19 protein-coding genes are annotated in these 15,793 nt (G+C 72.4%); 8 read left to right on the top strand and 11 right to left on the bottom strand.

What is annotated here, in order from left to right:
• The first annotated feature begins 60 nt into the window (after positions 1-60).
• Complete coding sequence (locus ACZ4Z2_RS16525) at positions 61-324, top strand: hypothetical protein (protein WP_468076515.1); 264 nt, start codon at positions 61-63, stop codon at positions 322-324.
• A 136-nt stretch (positions 325-460) separates the two neighbouring features.
• Here ACZ4Z2_RS16525 and ACZ4Z2_RS16520 read toward each other — a convergent pair whose 3' ends face one another.
• The 3 genes from ACZ4Z2_RS16520 to ACZ4Z2_RS16510 all read right to left on the bottom strand — a co-directional run bounded on the left by ACZ4Z2_RS16520 (position 461) and on the right by ACZ4Z2_RS16510 (position 3,662).
• A complete protein-coding gene (locus tag ACZ4Z2_RS16520; RefSeq protein ID WP_468076513.1) occupies positions 461-1,489 on the bottom strand; it encodes an SDR family oxidoreductase in 1,029 nt (342 codons plus the stop codon).
• Positions 1,490-1,904: 415 nt separating this feature from the next.
• Entirely contained in the window at positions 1,905-2,570 is a 666-nt protein-coding gene (locus ACZ4Z2_RS16515) for an HAD family hydrolase (RefSeq protein WP_468076512.1), read from the bottom strand.
• 24 nt (positions 2,571-2,594) lie between these two features.
• Complete coding sequence (locus ACZ4Z2_RS16510; protein WP_468076510.1) at positions 2,595-3,662, bottom strand: PHP domain-containing protein; 1,068 nt, start codon at positions 3,660-3,662, stop codon at positions 2,595-2,597.
• A 105-nt stretch (positions 3,663-3,767) separates the two neighbouring features.
• On the opposite strand from ACZ4Z2_RS16510, the gene ACZ4Z2_RS16505 reads away from it, so the two are divergent.
• Positions 3,768-4,004 carry a hypothetical protein gene (locus tag ACZ4Z2_RS16505; protein WP_468076508.1) on the top strand — a complete coding sequence of 79 codons (237 nt, stop codon included), beginning with the start codon at positions 3,768-3,770 and terminating at the stop codon, positions 4,002-4,004.
• Here the strand turns inward: ACZ4Z2_RS16505 and ACZ4Z2_RS16500 are convergent.
• Both ACZ4Z2_RS16500 and ACZ4Z2_RS16495 read right to left on the bottom strand, forming a co-directional pair.
• Positions 3,985-4,638, bottom strand: a complete 654-nt coding sequence (locus tag ACZ4Z2_RS16500) for a VanZ family protein (RefSeq protein ID WP_468076506.1) — start codon at positions 4,636-4,638, stop codon at positions 3,985-3,987. The genes ACZ4Z2_RS16505 and ACZ4Z2_RS16500 overlap by 20 nt on opposite strands.
• A gap of 93 nt (positions 4,639-4,731) precedes the next feature.
• On the bottom strand, positions 4,732-5,388 hold the full coding sequence (locus ACZ4Z2_RS16495; protein ID WP_468076503.1) for a DUF4230 domain-containing protein: 657 nt from the start codon (positions 5,386-5,388) through the stop codon (positions 4,732-4,734).
• A gap of 197 nt (positions 5,389-5,585) precedes the next feature.
• Here ACZ4Z2_RS16495 and ACZ4Z2_RS16490 point away from each other — a divergent pair, with 197 nt between their 5' ends.
• The gene (locus tag ACZ4Z2_RS16490) at positions 5,586-6,539 is read left to right on the top strand and encodes a ribose-phosphate diphosphokinase (RefSeq protein WP_468076501.1); all 954 of its coding nucleotides are present in this window, start codon (positions 5,586-5,588) and stop codon (positions 6,537-6,539) included.
• A gap of 95 nt (positions 6,540-6,634) precedes the next feature.
• On the opposite strand, the gene ACZ4Z2_RS16485 is transcribed toward ACZ4Z2_RS16490, so the two are convergent.
• Together ACZ4Z2_RS16485 and ACZ4Z2_RS16480 are read right to left on the bottom strand one after the other, a co-directional pair.
• Positions 6,635-7,018: an anti-sigma factor antagonist gene (locus ACZ4Z2_RS16485; protein ID WP_468076499.1), complete on the bottom strand. Its 384-nt coding sequence runs from the start codon at positions 7,016-7,018 to the stop codon at positions 6,635-6,637.
• Positions 7,019-7,165: 147 nt separating this feature from the next.
• Positions 7,166-7,594 (bottom strand): MarR family winged helix-turn-helix transcriptional regulator, encoded by a 429-nt coding sequence (locus ACZ4Z2_RS16480; protein WP_468076498.1) that lies wholly within the window; start codon positions 7,592-7,594, stop codon positions 7,166-7,168.
• 104 nt (positions 7,595-7,698) lie between these two features.
• Between ACZ4Z2_RS16480 and ACZ4Z2_RS16475 the strand changes: the two genes are divergently transcribed.
• From ACZ4Z2_RS16475 to ACZ4Z2_RS16465, 3 genes are all read left to right on the top strand, one after another.
• Entirely contained in the window at positions 7,699-9,156 is a 1,458-nt protein-coding gene (locus ACZ4Z2_RS16475) for an aldehyde dehydrogenase family protein (protein ID WP_468076496.1), read from the top strand.
• A 70-nt stretch (positions 9,157-9,226) separates the two neighbouring features.
• Positions 9,227-10,336 carry an NAD(P)-dependent alcohol dehydrogenase gene (locus tag ACZ4Z2_RS16470; RefSeq protein WP_468076494.1) on the top strand — a complete coding sequence of 370 codons (1,110 nt, stop codon included), beginning with the start codon at positions 9,227-9,229 and terminating at the stop codon, positions 10,334-10,336.
• A gap of 152 nt (positions 10,337-10,488) precedes the next feature.
• Positions 10,489-11,361 carry a hypothetical protein gene (locus ACZ4Z2_RS16465; protein WP_468076492.1) on the top strand — a complete coding sequence of 291 codons (873 nt, stop codon included), beginning with the start codon at positions 10,489-10,491 and terminating at the stop codon, positions 11,359-11,361.
• Positions 11,362-11,374: 13 nt separating this feature from the next.
• On the opposite strand, the gene ACZ4Z2_RS16460 is transcribed toward ACZ4Z2_RS16465, so the two are convergent.
• Together ACZ4Z2_RS16460 and ACZ4Z2_RS16455 are read right to left on the bottom strand one after the other, a co-directional pair.
• Positions 11,375-11,929: a TetR/AcrR family transcriptional regulator gene (locus ACZ4Z2_RS16460; protein ID WP_468076491.1), complete on the bottom strand. Its 555-nt coding sequence runs from the start codon at positions 11,927-11,929 to the stop codon at positions 11,375-11,377.
• The gene (locus ACZ4Z2_RS16455; protein WP_468076489.1) at positions 11,926-12,288 is read right to left on the bottom strand and encodes a DUF1304 domain-containing protein; all 363 of its coding nucleotides are present in this window, start codon (positions 12,286-12,288) and stop codon (positions 11,926-11,928) included. The genes ACZ4Z2_RS16460 and ACZ4Z2_RS16455 overlap by 4 nt, the downstream gene beginning before the upstream one ends.
• 210 nt (positions 12,289-12,498) lie before the next feature.
• Here ACZ4Z2_RS16455 and ACZ4Z2_RS16450 point away from each other — a divergent pair, with 210 nt between their 5' ends.
• Positions 12,499-12,891: a VOC family protein gene (locus ACZ4Z2_RS16450; RefSeq protein WP_468076487.1), complete on the top strand. Its 393-nt coding sequence runs from the start codon at positions 12,499-12,501 to the stop codon at positions 12,889-12,891.
• A gap of 12 nt (positions 12,892-12,903) precedes the next feature.
• Here ACZ4Z2_RS16450 and ACZ4Z2_RS16445 read toward each other — a convergent pair whose 3' ends face one another.
• Together ACZ4Z2_RS16445 and ACZ4Z2_RS16440 are read right to left on the bottom strand one after the other, a co-directional pair.
• A complete protein-coding gene (locus ACZ4Z2_RS16445; protein WP_468076485.1) occupies positions 12,904-13,200 on the bottom strand; it encodes a DUF4235 domain-containing protein in 297 nt (98 codons plus the stop codon).
• Positions 13,201-13,249: 49 nt separating this feature from the next.
• Positions 13,250-14,266, bottom strand: a complete 1,017-nt coding sequence (locus ACZ4Z2_RS16440) for a glutathione S-transferase family protein (protein ID WP_468076483.1) — start codon at positions 14,264-14,266, stop codon at positions 13,250-13,252.
• Positions 14,267-14,753: 487 nt separating this feature from the next.
• Here ACZ4Z2_RS16440 and ACZ4Z2_RS16435 point away from each other — a divergent pair, with 487 nt between their 5' ends.
• On the top strand, positions 14,754-15,749 hold the full coding sequence (locus ACZ4Z2_RS16435) for a cation diffusion facilitator family transporter (RefSeq protein ID WP_468076710.1): 996 nt from the start codon (positions 14,754-14,756) through the stop codon (positions 15,747-15,749).
• Positions 15,750-15,793: the final 44 nt, after the last annotated feature.

The following is a 15,793-nucleotide window of genomic DNA, read 5'->3' as shown; positions in this document are numbered from 1 at the left end:
GGTTTCAGCCGGTCGGAGCGAGGTACTCGCGCGCGGTGCACGACAGGAAGGGAGCACGCCGTGACCGATCACAGGCTGGAGGGTCCCGGCGAGAACGGTGACCCCATACCGAGGGACCTGCCCGATCAACAGGCAGACGCGGGCGAGGACCCCTGGGAGGTGGTCCCGGGCCGAGGGACCGGAGGGCCGCAGGACGAGGACGCGTCCGACGAGGCGGGCCCCGACGTGCCCGACACGGACGAGGCGGGCACGGGACGCCAGGGCGCGCCGGCCTCGGGCGGCGTCAACCCCGAGCAGCCCGTCCCGGACGAGCCGTCCGGCTGAGGGGCGTCGGCGAAGGGCTTCGCCGAACCGGCTCGGCGCCTCCCCGGTGGGACCCGGGGAGGCGCCGTCATGTGCGGAGGGTGAGGTACGACGGGGGCCTTGGCCGGTGGGTGCTTCCATGGCCGGTGGGTGCTTCTCAGCCCACCTTCCGCCCCCGCAGCGGCTCCGTGTCGGCGCCGGCGCCCTGCCGCAACCCCTCCAGGAACTCCTCCAGCACCTCCACGGCCGTCCGCTCGGGACGCCAGTGCAGCTCGTCGCGGGCCCGGCTGCAGTCCATCAGCGGCAGCCGCAGCACCGCGTCGAAGAGGTGCGGCGAGGCGGGCAGCAGCCGCAGGTTCCACGCGGCGGCCACCGCCGACCGGACGGCGGCCCGGGGCAGCCGCATCGGCCGCGACCCCGTCATCTCGCCCAGCAGCTCCGCGTCCACGGGAGGCTCGGCCGCCAGGTTGAAGGGGCCCCGCACATCGGAGTGGAGCGCCAGCCGGTAGGCGTGGGCGGCGTCGTCCGTGTGCAGCGCCTGCACCCGCAGCCCCGGAATGTCGGGCAGGAACGGCAGCAGTTCCGGCCGGGCGAGCGGCCCCGGCAGCAGACGTCCGCCGAAGATCCGGCGCTGCTCGCTCGCCGACTCCCGCTTGAACAGGAACGCCGGCCGCATCCGCACCACCCGTACCTCGGGGTGCTCGTACTCGAAGGAGTCCAGGGCCCGCTCGAGGTAGGCCTTCTCCCGGCAGTACGCGGCGTCAGGCCAGCCGTGCGTGGGCCAGGACTCGTCGACGGACCGGTCCTTGGGGCCCGGCGAGTACGCGCCGACCGAGGAGGCGTGCACCAGGGTGGGGACCTTCGCCGCCGCCACCGCCTCGAAGACCCGCATGCTGCCGAGCACATTGGTCCGCCAGGTGGAGGCCGGGTCGTGCGTGGGCTGGAAGGCCCAGGCCAGGTGGACGACGGCCGCGGCCCCCTCGAACTCCTTCGTCAGATCGGCGTCCCCGGACCCCAGGTCCACGGCCGCCCACTCCGTCTTCTCGGGCGACCAGTCGGGGATCCGACGCGCCAGGCCACGCACCTGCCCGACCCGTTCGTCCTCCGCGAGCAGCCGTACCAGGCTCGTGCCGACATTGCCGGTGGCGCCGGTGATCACGATCTTGTCGCCGGACTCCTTGTTCACCGCTGGCTCCTCTCGCGCCGCGACTTCCAGGGCCGCCCACGAGTACCCGGACGCTGCCGATGCACGCGGCGCTCGCCCCACCGGGCACGGTCTGGCCGATTCTCGGTGCCGCCCGGCGCGCGCGCCCGCTGCGCAAGGAGAAGCCCCGACCGGACGGGGGAATCACGGTCGGGGCGGTTCGGAGTGTGGGCGCGGATGGCGGTCGCCTCTCGGCGTAAGGCTCCACAGGGCTTCAGCCGAACGATCGTCCCTGTGGGCAAAAGGTGAGGCCCGGGGACACTGTCCCATCCGCACCCACGGTTGGTTCAACGGACAACCACCCGTGGCTGTTCCCTTCGCCCCCGGCCTCCCGGGTGATCTGCGTCACGCCGTCGTCCCGACCCCGACCAGCCGTTCCGCGCGGCCCGGCGGGCTGTCACTCCACCCGGCCCAGCGGGCTGTCGTCCAGCGCCGACAGCAGATGCGCCGGATTCCGGAACACCATCTCGGCACCGGCCGCCACCAGCTCGGGGCGCGGGATGCCCCCGCTGAGCACCGCCACGCAGCGCACCCCCGCCCGGACGCCCGCCCGCATGTCCCACACCGTGTCGCCGACGAACACCGACTGCTCCGCCGGGGCGTTCACCAGCTCCAGCGCGTGCTCCACCGGGTCCGGGGCCGGCTTCCCCTCCGAGACGTCCTCCGCGCTCGCCGTCGCCATGATGGCGTCGTCCGCGCCGATCGCACGCCGCAGCGCGGCCAGCTCCAGCCCGCTGGCGGACGTCGCGAGCACCACCCGCCAGCCCCGCCCGTCGAGCCGCCGCAACAGCCGTCCGGCGTCCGGCAGCGCGGGCAGCCGCTCGAAGTACGTCCCGTACAGCGCCTTGTGCGCCGCGCTCAGCGCGTCGCTCTCCTCCGGCTTCGGCTCCTCGGCCAGCACATGCGTGATCAGGTCCCGCGACGGCAGTCCCACCGCCCGGTGGATGTCATGCATCGCCACGTGGTGCCCGGCCTGCCGAAACGCCTCCCACCAGGCGACCACATGCAGATGGTTGGTGTCGACGAGGGTCCCGTCGACATCGAACACAGCGGCCTTGGCCATGACGCACCTTTCTTCGCATCGGTATCACTTCTCGCGTTCCGCGAGCGGCGGTGCCCCGCGCCGGGCGCTCGGCACGGGGACCTCCCGGTCCCGGGCCCACCGCAGCAGGTCCTCCACGCCCCACGTCGTCACCACCCGCTCGGCGGGTACCCCGCACTCCTCGGCCCGCGCACACCCGTGGATCTGCCAGGTGAGCTGCCCGGGCGCGTGCGCGTCCGTGTCGACGGAGAACAGCACCCCGGCCTCCACCGCCCGCCGCAGCAACCGCCGGGGCGGGTCAAGCCGCTCCGGCCTGGAGTTGATCTCCACCGCCGTCCCGGTCTCCGCGCAGGCCGCGAACACCGCGTCCGCGTCGAACTCCGACTCCGGCCGGCCGCGCCCGGTGAGCAGCCGTCCCGTGCAGTGCCCCAGGATGTCGGAGTACGGGTTCCGGACGGCGGCGACCATCCGCCGGGTCATGGACCGGGCGTCCATCCGCAGCTTGGAGTGCACGGACACCACCACGACGTCGAGGCGGTCCAGCAGTTCGGGTTCCTGGTCCAGCGAGCCGTCGTCGAGGATGTCGCACTCGATGCCGGTCAGCAGCCGGAACGGCGCCCAGGTCTCGTTCAGCGCGGCCACCACGTCGAGCTGCTCGCGCAGCCGGTCGGGGGACAGGCCGCGTGCGACGGTCAGCCGGGGCGAGTGATCGGTGAGCACCGTCCACTCGTGGCCGAGGCGCGCGGCGGTCCGGCCCATCTCCTCGATCGGGCTGCCCCCGTCCGACCAGTCCGAGTGCACATGGCAGTCGCCCCGGATGAGTTCCATCAGCCCCTGGCCGCCGTCCGCGAGCGGGGCCCCCGCCTCCCGCTCCAGCTTCCGCAGGTAGTCCGGCACCTGCCCGGCCAGCGCCTCCCGCGCCACCTGCGCGGTCTTCGGCCCGACCCCCTTCAGCGACTCCAGCGACCCCGAGGCCGCCCGTTCGGTCACCTCGTCCGCCGGCAGCGCCCCGAGCACCGCGGCGGCCGTACGGAACGCGCGGACGCGATAGGTGGGGGCCCGGTCCCGCTCCAGCAGGAAAGCGATCCGCTCCAGGGCCTCGACGGGATCCATGGCACCTCCAGCGTTCCGCTTACAGACTCGCCCAGGCGCCGGGTACCCGCACGGCGGCCGTCCGCCGCCCGGCCACGGACGGCGGAACGGGCCTACGCTCTAGACATGACGGAAATCGCGAGTCCCTATATTTCCCACCCCCGGGTCATGGTGCTCGGGGTGCAGCCGGGTACGCCGCCGTTCCGGATAGTGGAGATCGACGGTCAGGTGGTCGGCGAGGCGAAGGCGATGACGGACGTGCTCCAGGCCGCCGCCGCGTACGGCATCACCGTCCATGACCTCGACGACCCGGAGCAGGTGCGCTGGGTGGGCGGCGACAAGTTCACTTGGACGGTGCACTAGCCCGCCTGGTGTCCGCCCCCGCCCTGGTCCGGCGGGGCAGGCGCCACGCCAACCTGCGGACCCCGTGCGGCCGCCCGGCGGCGCCGTCGCCCGGGGTCTTCGGCCGTACCGGGGCCGCGGGGGCGTGCACGGCGCGCCCGAGCCGCCGCCCGAGCAGCAGATAGCCCAGCAGCGCGCCCGTGGTGTTGAGGATGACGTCGTCGATGTCGAACGCGCGGCCGGTCACCAGCGCGCCCTGCACCAGTTCGACGAGCAGCATCATCAGGGCCGTCAGCGCGGGCACCCGCAGCAGCCCGCGGGCCCCCGGTGCCAGCACCGGCAGCAGGATCCCGAAGGGCACCCCCAGCAGGACGTTCCCGCCGAGCTGCTTGAGGGCGTCGCGCGGTGACGGGTGGTGCCAGTACAGCTCCAGCGAGCTGCCGGGGTGCAGGTTGCTGTGGGTGAGGGACTCCGACGCCGGCGACGGCTGGAGCGTGAGCCTCGCCAGTACCGCGCCGAACGCCACCATGGCCGCGAAGGCGAGCGCCATCACCAGCACCCGCACGGGCAGCGGAAGGGGCCGTCGACCGCCTGGCGCGGTCGGCGAACGGCGGCCCCGGACGGTGGACCGGGAACGCGACGTCGTGCGGGCCATCCAACCCTCCCCAGTTTCAACTTCCTTTGTCCTCAAGGTGGTTACCCCCGAAGCGGGCCGCGATGCGCGCCTTGGCAGGCCCCGGCGGGCGGCTCAGCCGCCATAGGTCACCTTCACCTCCTTGAAGCCCAGGGACTTCAGCAGTCCTTCGAGCATGTCGGTGGTGTTGGCCTCGGCGCGTTCCGTCAGCCGGCTGTCCTTCGCGGCGTCGCCGATGTGCTTGACGGCGAGCCGCTGGACGGCCTGTTCGCCGTTGGGGTTGTCGGAGAACAGGTCACCGAGGCGGTCGAGGAGACCGCGCTGCTTGGAGACGGCGTAGGAGTGCTCGGTGTCGAGGGCGGGGGTGCCGAGCCGGGCGTGCGGGAGGTTGATGGTGGCCGATGTGCGGTCCTCGTTCACCTTCACGTCGTCGTCGCCGACCTTGCCGAGGTCGACATAGGCGTCGACGGAGCCCGCACCCACGTACAGCGTGCGGGTGCCGCGGATCGCGTCCGGCAGGAACTTGGCGTCCTTCTCCAGGTCGACGACCACCTGGAAGTTGCCCGAGGCGGCCTCGTAGCGGCTCATGTCCTGGATGGACCGGAGCAGCGTCGGCCCCGAGCGGTCGTGCTCCTCGGTGCCGAACATGTCGTCGAACCCCTTGAAGACCAGCAGCCTCAGCGCGGCCAGCAGCACCACGATGAGGATCACCACGGCCATGAGTACCTTGGCCCAGGCGGGCAGACCCGTGCGCTTGATGGACGTCGTCATGTCGACCGTCCTCCTTCCTGCTTCAACGATTGCCCGCGAAGGCCCTGGCGGAACGCCGAGTTGGGGATTGTCCGTACTTCGCCTCGGACCGGCGGCGTCGTTCGTCCCGGAGCCGGCGCGCGCCCCCGCGGAGCGGGGACGGCCAGTAGCATGAGCCGCGCCACCCGTAATGATCATGATCATGCGAGGAGCCGACCGTGCGTGACATCGCCGTCTTCACCGGCACCGCCCACCCCGAACTGGCGGAGGAGATCTGCGCGCACCTCGGTGTGCCGCTGAGTCCGTCCCGGGTGAGCCGGTTCGCGAACGACTGTCTGGAGGTGCAGCTCCAGGGCAACTGCCGCGAGCGGGACGTGTTCCTGGTGCAGCCGCTGGTCGCGCCGGTGCAGGAGCACCTCGTCGAACTGCTCCTGATGTGCGACGCGGCGCGCGGCGCCTCGGCGGGCCGGATCACCGTGGTCATGCCGCACTACTCGTACGCCCGCTCCGACAAGAAGGACGCCCCGCGGATCTCCATCGGCGGCCGGCTCGTCGCGGACCTGCTGGTCTCCGCGGGGGCGGGGCGGGTCCTCACGATGACCCTGCACTCACCGCAGGTGCACGGCTTCTTCTCGGTCCCGGTCGACCATCTGCACGCGCTGCGGGAGCTGGCCGCGCACTTCCGCCGGTACGACCTGAGCCGTACGACGGTCGTCTCACCGGACCTGGGCAACGCCAAGGAGGCGGCGGCGTTCGCGCGGATGATCGGCGCGCAGGTCGCCGCGGGGGCCAAGCAGCGGTTCGCGGACGACCGGGTGAGCATCAGCTCGGTGATCGGCGAGGTCACCGGACGGGATGTCATCGTGCTCGACGACGAGATCGCCAAGGGCAGTACCGTCCTGGAACTCCTGCAGCGGCTGCGGGAGCTGGGGCCGCGCTCGATCCGGGTGGCCTGCACGCACGGGCTGTTCGCGGCGGGCGCCCTGAAGCGGCTGGGTGAGCAGCCGGACGTGCTGGAGATCGTGTGCACCAACACGGTGCCAGTGCCGGTGGAGGAGCGCACGGAGAAGCTGGAGGTCCTCTCCATCGCCCCCGCCTTCGCCGAGGCCGTCCGCCGGATCCACAACGGCGAGTCCGTCAGCGCCCTGTTCGACGCGCTGCCGGGTCACTGAGCACGCGAGCGCGGCGAGCGGGGTCGAGGCGCGCGGCGGCACGAGCGGGGGCGCGCCGCAGAGGCCGTTCGCGCGCCGGGGGCCTCCGCGGCGCGTCATAACGTGCCGGACGCGGCCTCGCGGTGTTCCAGTGCTGCCTCCAGCGACGGCGCCGGAGGCAGCAGCCGGGACAAGCCCGTGACCTTGAGGACGCGCAGGGTGAGCGGGTGGGTGCAGACCAGGAGCAGTTCACCGCCGCGGTCGAGGACCCGGTGGCGGGCCCGGTGGAGCAGGCGCAGGCCGGAGCAGTCGAAGAACTCGACGTGCCTGAGGTCGATCACGATCCGGGCGCCGGGGCGGCCGGTCAGCGCGTCCAGATGCGGGATGATCTCCACGGCCGCCGCGATGTCGATCTCGCCGTGGAGTTCGAGCACGGTGCGGCCGCGGTCCTCGCGCACGCGCAGATGGCCGGTGCCCGGAGGTGTGGGGTCGCTCGACACGACGGCATCGCCTCCAACCGGACTGTGTGAGGGCAAAACCCGTCCCCGCTCTGCAAGTTACCCCCGTCAGGGTGAATTTCAGCATGTTCGATTGACATATGTCTTCGATTTCTTCGGCGCGCCGTCCGGAGTTCTGCGGGGCACGCTCTACGACAGTGCCTGCCACGCCCTGGACAGGGCCTGCCGGAACTGCTCCGCCTGGTGTGCGGTGAGCTCGCCGATCATGCGTTCCTCCAGGTCGCGCACCGGACCGGCGAAGCGGGCGAGCAGCTCGCGTCCGTCGTCGGTGAGCAGGATCAGCAGCTCGCGCCGGTTGCGCGGGTTGCGCTCCCGGCGCACCAGTCCGCGGTTCTCCAGACTCCGGACGAGATCCGCGATGGACTGGGCCGTGACGAACGAGTCGCGGGCGAGCTGCGCCGCCGAGAGCCCGTCGTGCCGTTCCAGCACGGTCAGGGAGGTGTACTGCAGGGCCGTGATCCCGGCCGGCTTGACCAGCTCGTCCAGGCGCGAGCGGACAACCAGCTCAACCTGCTTGACCATGTACAGCAGGGACGGGGGTGCCTTGGTGCCGACCATGGGGTCAGCGTAAGGCATTGACAGGAAACCTGTGTGTGTTGAGACTGCGGACCAACAGGAATCCTGTTTGTTGAAACTTGGCGATCAAGGCTGAGGAGTGGGCAATGACGACCACCTTCGAGAGCGGGCCCGGGCGGCTGTTCATCGGCGGACAGTGGCACGAGGCGGCCGACGGGGCACGCATGGACGTGATCGACCCGTCCACGGGTCAGGTGGTCACGAGTGTCGCCGAAGCAGGCTCCGCCGACGTCGACGCCGCCGTTCGGGCCGCGCGTTCGGCCTTCGACAGCGGCTCCTGGTCCGGGCTGAGCGGCCGTGAGCGCGGCCGTGTGCTGAACCGGGTCGCCCAGCTGATCCGGGAGAACGCCGACGAGATCGCCGCCCTGGAGAGCCAGGACGTCGGCAAGCCCATCACCCTCTGCCACGCCGTGGACGTGACGAACGCCGCCAACGACTACGAGTACTACGCATCCCTCGCCTGGACCCTGGACGGCGGTAACCGGGACGTCCCGATGAACCGCCTCGCCTACACCAGACGCGGCCCGATCGGCGTCGTCGGCGCGATCACCCCCTTCAACTTCCCGCTCATCCTCGCCGGCAGCAAGATCGCCCCGGCGCTCGCGGCCGGCAACACGGTCGTCCACAAGCCCGCCGAGGAGACCCCGCTCAGCGCCCTCTACATGGCGGAACTCCTGAAGAAGGCCGGCGTTCCCGACGGCGTCCACAACGTGGTCACCGGCACCGGCCCGGTCGCCGGTGAGGCCCTGCTGCGCCACGCCGGTGTCGACAAGATCGCCTTCACCGGTTCCACCGCCGTCGGCCGGCACGCGGCGAGCGTCGCCGGGGAGGGCCTGAAGCCGGTCACGATGGAACTCGGCGGCAACGCGGCCCACATCGTCTTCGAGGACGCCGACCTCGAGAAGGCCGTCGGCGCGATCATCAAGGGCTTCGTCTTCAACACCGGCCAGTTCTGCATGGGCGGCCCCCGCCTGCTCGTGGCCCGCCCGCTGTACGAGACCGTCGTCGGCATCCTCGCCGACGCCGTGCCCGGTGTGCCCGTCGGCGACCCCCGAAAGCCCGAGACCGTCGTCGGCCCGATGGCGGGGGAGCGGCACCTGAGGAAGGTCGAGGAGTACGTCGAGCTCGCCCGCAAGGAGGGCGCCCGCATCGTCTGCGGCGGCGAACGCCTCGACCTGGACGGCGGCTTCTACTACCGGCCCACCGTCATCGCCGACCTCGCCAACGACTCCCGTGTCGTCCAGGAGGAGATCTTCGGCCCGGTCCTCACCGTGCAGCCCTTCGACACCGAGGACGAGGCCGTCGCCCTCGCCAACTCCACCCCGTACGGCCTCGCCTCCGGCCTGCAGACCACGGACCTGGCCCGCGCCCACCGTGTCGCCGACAAGCTGGAGGCGGGCATCGTCTGGGTCAACGACTGGGCCATGCTCGACCCCGCCGTGCCCTTCGGCGGTGTGAAGTCCTCCGGCTTCGGGCGCGAGTACGGCCCCGAGGCCCTGGAGTCCTACACCAAGGTCAAGTCCGTCGTCGTCTCCCTCGACTGAGCGCCGTCCCGGGATCACCGGCGGGCCGCGGCGCTTGGGCGGCCCGCCACCGAAGAAGGAGTACACGAGCATGTCCATCACCACACGTGCCGCCGTGGTCGAGTCCGGGGGCGCGCCCTTCACCGTCTCCGAGGTCGTCCTCGACCAGCCGGGGCCGGGCGAGGCGCTGGTCCGCATGGTCGCCGCCGGGCTGTGCCACACCGACCTCGGGGTCGCCGGCGGCGGGCTGCCCTTCCCGCTGCCCGGGGTCCTGGGCCACGAGGGCGCCGGTGTCGTCGAGGCCGTCGGCCCGGGCGTCACCTCCGTCGAGCCGGGCGACCACGTCGTGCTGTCCTTCACCTCCTGCGGCGGCTGCCGCAACTGCCGTGACGGGCACCCGGCGTACTGCGCCACCTGGCTGCCGCTGAACCTGATCGGCGGCCGCCGCGCCGACGGCACCAGCACCATCAGCCGGGACGGGCAGGAACTCGGCGGGCACTTCTTCGGCCAGTCCTCCTTCGCCGAGCGCGCCCTGGTCGACGAGCGCGGCCTCGTCAAGGTCGACCCCGACGTGCCGCTGGACTCCATCGCCCCGCTCGGCTGCGGCGTACAGACGGGTGTGGGCGCCGTCTGGAACGTGCTGGAGCCGCGGGCGGGCAGCACGCTCCTCGTCCTCGGCGCCGGGGCCGTCGGCCTGTCCGCCGTCATGGCCGCCGCCCTCACCCCCGCGACGACGGTCATCGCCGTCGACAAGGTCGCCGCTCGCCTGGAGCTCGCCAAGGAACTGGGCGCCACGCACACGGTGAACGCGAGCGAGGTCGCCGACCTCACCGAGGCCGTCATGGAGATCACCGGCGGGCAGGGCGTCGACGGCGCCGTGGAGACCACCGGCAGCGTCTTCGTCCTGCGCAAGGGCGTCGACTCGGTGGCCGCGCGCGGCACCCTCGTCATCGTCGGCGCCCCGCCGTTCGGCACCGAGGTCTCCCTCGACGTCAACGGCATGCTCGGCGGCAAGCGCGTCGTCGGTCTCACCCTCGGCGACAACGAGATCCAGACGGCCATCCCCGTCCTCGTCCAGCTGGTCAAGGACGGCAGGCTCCCGCTGGAGCGCCTGATCAGCCGCTACAAGTTCGAGGACATCGACCAGGCCGTGGCCGACATGAGCGACGGCACCAGCATCAAGCCCGTGCTGACGTTCTGACCCGAGCCCTCCTCCCGAGCCGCGCCCTCCCCGCGCGGCTCCGGCCCGGTGGCTGACCGTGAACCAGGTCACCCACCGGGCCGTCGAACGTCCGGGGCCCCCGCGGCGTCGAAGGAGGGACACGATGTCGGGAACGAGCAAGGGGTGGGGAAATGCGCGGAGGGCTCGCGGCGACGGCGGTCGCGCTGGCCGTACTGGCGGTGGGATGCGGCGCCGACGGGGAGAGCGGCGCGGTGATCGCCGGCACCCCGCCCGCCACGCCGTACGACGGGCCGCTGTACGTGCCGCACAAGGAGGTCGACGGGGACGGCGCCGACGCGATGCGCACGGAGTCGGGCGCGGCCGGCCGGGCGCTGGAGTGCGAGGGCGAGCTCTACTCGGGCGGCGGGGGCCCGGGCGGCTGGGGCGAGAACGACGGGGGAGGGACGCCCGAGGAGGGCCTGGAGGCGTACTTCGACATCGAGCAACCCGACGTGCCGCGTGAGGGCTACCGCCTGGAGCGGGAGGAGAAGGACCGGGCCCTCTTCTCGTACGACGTCGACGGCCGCACCAAGGTCGCCGTGATCGTCGCCAAGGACCGGAAGGGCAGCCCCGGTTGGGGGCCCGAGACCAGCGCGTCCTGCGACCCGGCCGAACTGCCCGCGCGCTGGACGGACTCCCAGTGGTACGAGATCTGGACCGACGCCAAGGGCCGCCGGGTGCCGATCACCGCCGTGCACACCTCCGAGGGTGCGGAGCACTGCGACTGGCAGGAGGCCCACTTCCTGTCGACGGGCCGGGACGGGTCCGCCGGCAGCCGGTTGTACGGCCGTGACCCCGAGGGCGTCCTCCCCGACGGGATGCTCACCTCCGCCTACGACGGTGACGTCCGCATGCCGGCCAAGGCCCGGGACACCGGCTACCGCTACCAGGACGAGGACTGGGAGCTGTGGCTGGTCGAGGACGACCCGTCGAAGGCGTACGTCCGCACCCCGGACGGTGTCGAGCTGTGGCCCCGGGTGGCCGAGGGCCACGGCTGCGCCTGACCGGGCACCCGGCTCACCGGCTGCGGTGCAGGGCGACGAGCAGTTGCCACGACTGGTGGGCGATCTCCTCCGACGTGGCCTCGATCCGGCCGTGCAGCCAGTCGGCGAGGACCCCCGCGAAGGTGGCGGCCACGGCCGAGGCCACCAGCGGGGCGTCCGCGGCTCCCGCCAGCTCGCGCTCGCGCAGGCTGTACGCCCGCAGATCCTGGTACAGCACCCGCCCCAGCGGGCCGCTGCCGCCGGGCGCCAGCAGGGTGCGGTACAGGGCGGTGTGCGGGGTGAGCGAGGCAAAGAACTCCACCAGGGCCGCGGGGGCCCGTACCGGGTCGGGACGGCCGCGCCAGGCGTGCAGCGCCTCCACGGCCTCCCGTACGACATCGGCGCAGGCGTCCACCGCCAGCGCCTCCAGGTCCGCGTAGTGCACGTAGAACGTGGCCCGGCCGACCCCCGCGCGGCGGACCAGCGCGGCCACGCTGACCTCGTCCAGGGGGCGCCGGGAGCATTCGGCGAGGAGGGCTTCCCGCAACTTGGCCCGGGTGCGGGCGGCCCGGGGGTCCTCCGCGGTCATCCGGCGACGAGGACGGCGGCCAGGGCGAGCGCGGCGGGCAGCGCCTGCAGGACGAGGATGCGGCGGTTGGCGGTGGCGGCGCCGTACACACCGGCGACGACGACGCAGCACAGGAAGAAGACCTGGACGCGGAACCCGGTGGGATCGTCCGCGATCAGGCCCCACACCAGACCGGCCGCGAGGAAGCCGTTGTAGAGGCCCTGGTTGGCCGCCATCGCCGCGGTCCGCTGCGCCAGGTCCGCGTCGAAGCCGTGGAATCTCATCCCCGGCGCCTTCTGCCACAGGAACATCTCCATCACCAGGATGTACAGGTGCTCCACCGCGATCAGCGCAACCAACGCACTGGCCAGGATCTCCATGCTCAACGGCCTCCACAGCACTCGGCACGTCGCCGAACTTCCAAGACAGGTGTCCACTATAACTGGACGGCTGTCCAGGAAACAGGGGGTCGTCCATAACGGCCGTCCCTGCGCCATGGGCGCGGGGAGAACGGGGGAGAACGGGGTACCCGGGGACCGTATGGGCGTCGGGGCTCCGCCCGCGCCCCCTTGACCGCGCGGAGGAGAGACATGGCACTGGTACGGGCAGGGTTCGTGGTGCTGGACTGCGCCGAGCCGGAGAAACTCGCGGCGTTCTACAAGGAACTGCTCGACGCGGAGGAGACGGACGCGACCGCCAACCGCGTCGAGATCCTGGGGGCCTGCGGCACCCGGCTGGCCTTCCGCCGCGACGTGAACGCGACGCCACCGAGCTGGCCGCGCCCCGAGAACTCCCTCCAGGCCCACCTCGACTTCTACGTCGACGATCTGGACGAGGCCGAGCGGCGCATCGTCTCGCTGGGCGGCCGCCCCGTCGACACGAAGGAGCCGGCCGGGCCGTTCGAGGAGCGTGGCTACTCCGACCCGGCCGGCCACTCGTTCACGCTGCGCCGCGAGCACCCCACGGCGCCCAAACAGGGCTGAACCCCGCCGGGCTCAGTCCCGGCCCCCCTTCTCCGGAGCAGGCCACACGCCCGTGGACCGCTCGATGGCCTTCGCGCCCGTGCGGTCCACCACGCTGCGCACGACCGCGAAGATCGCGCCCTGCACGGCGGCCGCCAGCAAAATCTCGCCCCACCCGCGGTCCCGGTCCAGCGCGTCCGGGGCGTTGTCCTCGTGCCGGATCACCTTCCATGTCTTCTGGAACGCCATCGAGGCCAGCGCACCGCCAACCCACCCGAGGGCGAAGCCGACGGGCTTGTAGGCGAGGGGCAGTTTCTTCTTCTTGGACACTTGGCCTTCCTCCTTCGTGTTGCGGTCTTGAAGCGTCGCCGGGCCGGCGTCAGGCCCGCCCCTGCGGGGGGACGACCTCGGCGGCGGGCACGGGCCCGGGCGGCGTGCCGTCGCCGAACGGGCGCCCGCCCAGGTCCTCACGGCCGTGCGGCGTGAGCCAGCCGGACAGATCGGGCCCGAGCGGCACGATGCCGGTCGGGTTGATGCCCGTGTGCACCCGGTAGTAGTGCCGTTTGATGTGGTCGAAGTCGACGGTGTCACCGAACCCGGGGGTCTGGAACAGATCGCGCGCGTACGCCCACAGCACCGGCTCCTCCGCCAGCTTCCAGCGATTGCACTTGAAGTGACCGTGATAGACGGCGTCGAAACGCACCAGCGTGGTGAACAGCCGGATGTCCGCCTCCGTGATCGTGTCCCCGACCAGGTACCGCCGGGCCGAGAGCCGCTCCGACAGCGCCTCCAGCCGCCGGAACACCCCGGCGCACGCCTCCTCGTACTCCTTCTGCTCCGTGGCGAAGCCCGCCCGGTACACGCCGTTGTTGACGTCCTCGTAGACCTCCGCCATCACCGAGTCGATCTCGTCGCGCAGCGGCTCCGGATACAGGTCGGGCGCGCCCGGGCGGTGCAGGGCGGTCCACTCGGTGGCGAGGTCGAGGGTGAGCCGCTGGTAGTCGTTGGTGACGAGCTTCCCGCTCGGCACGTCCACGACCGCCGGCACGCTCACCCCGCCCGGATAGTCGCTCTCCCGCGCGTCGTACGCCTCCTTCAGGAACCGGATGCCGAGCACGGGGTCGCGTCCGTCCGGGTCCAGGGTGAACCGCCAGCTGCGGTCGTCCTGGACGGGGTCGGCGACCGCCATCGACAGCGCGTCCTCCAGTCCCAGCAGCCGCCGCGCGATCACCGCCCGGCTCGCCCAGGGGCAGGCCCTGCTGACGACCAACCGGTACCGCCCGGCCTCCACCCGGCGGCCGTCCGGGCCGTCGGCGGTGATGCGGTCCGTGAAATGGCTCGCCGACCGCTCGAACCGCTTCCGGCCGTATTCCTCGTTGCCTTCGCCGCCACTCACCGTGCTCGCCCTTCCCGATCCGCTCGCCTCGATACGTGTGCCCTGGTGCGGGTTCCCCGATTTCCGCGACCGCCACGGTGTGAGCGGGACCGGCCGGGGCAGTCGGCGTAGGTGACCGGGACAGTGACGGTCATGAGCACATCGGATGTCGGGGGCCAGGAGGGGCTTCATGGGGTGGGAACGGCCCGGGGACGGTATCCCCGGGGACCGCACGGGCGGGGACGGCATAGGCGGCGACGGCGCGACCGCGGACGGCACGGGCGGCGCACGGTCCGACGGACGGGACGGCGCACACGCCGAACGGAAAGCCACCCACGCGGAACGGGATGCCGGGCACGCCGAACGGGAAGCCGCACACGACGGCACCGACGGGAAGGGTCCCGAGGAGCAGGAGCAGACCGGTGACGGGTCGGCCGAGCTCTGCGAGCCGACTCCGCGGCGGGGCGGCGGGGCCGGGGCCGACCGCCGGACCCGTGTCACCGTCCTGGTGGCGCTCGCCGCGAACCTGGTGATCGCCGTCGCCAAGACCATCGGCGGACTGCTCGCCGGGTCCCCGGCCCTCCTCTCCGAGGCCGCGCACTCGGTGGCCGACAGCCTCAACGAGGTCTTCCTCCTCGCCGCGCTGCGCCGCAGCCGCCGCCCCGCGGACAGCCGTCACCCCTTCGGCTACGGCAAGGAACGCTTCTTCTGGTCCCTGCTCGCCGCCGTCGGCATCTTCGTCATGGGCGGCTGCTTCTCCGTGTTCCAGGGGTTCCACGCCCTGGCCGGCGGTTCGGAGGACTCCTACGACGGCTATGTGGCCGGCCTCGCCGTCCTCGGTGTCGCGCTGCTCTCCGAGGGCGCCTCACTGCTGCGCGCCCTGCACCAGGTGCGCGCGCAGGGCGGTGCGGGGGGTCTGCGGGACCCGGCGCTGCGGACGGTCGTCGCCGAGGACGGCACGGCCGTGCTGGGTGTGACCCTCGCGATCGCCGGCATGGCGCTGCACATGGTGACGGGGCAGGTGGTGTGGGAGGCGCTCGCCTCGTTCGGGATCGGCGCCCTGCTCATGTACGTCGCGTACTGGCTGGGCCGGGACGCCCGCGAACAGCTCATCGGGCGCGCGGCGGGCGCCGAGGCGAGCCAGAGGATCCGCGCGCTGCTGGTGGCGCAGCCCGAGATCGACAGCGTCGAGGCCCTGCTCACCATGGAACTCGGCCTGGACTCCACCCTGGTGGCCGCCCGCGTCGACCTCGTCCCCGGTCTCGACAGCGAGCGGGTCGAGGAGGTCGCCGTACGCATCAAGCGCTCCATCGCCCACATCGTCCCCGAGGCCGATCAGATCTTCCTCGACGTGACGGACGCCCGCGCGGCGCGGCGCGCCCAGCAGGCGGAGCCGGGCCGGAGCGGCGAGCGGGGCGGGAGTGAAGAGCCGGGTGAGGGCGGCGAGCGGGCCGAGAAGGCAGCGAAAAGCCCCGCCGCGACGGGGGAACGCGGCGGGGCCTGACAATCAGGTGCCCGGCACCCGGGGGTTCATGCGCCTCGATCCGA

It is taken from the genome of Streptomyces sp. NPDC030183 (assembly GCF_055573455.1).
Note: the sequence above shows the minus strand (reverse complement) of the source record. Positions and strands in the feature narration are given on the sequence as shown.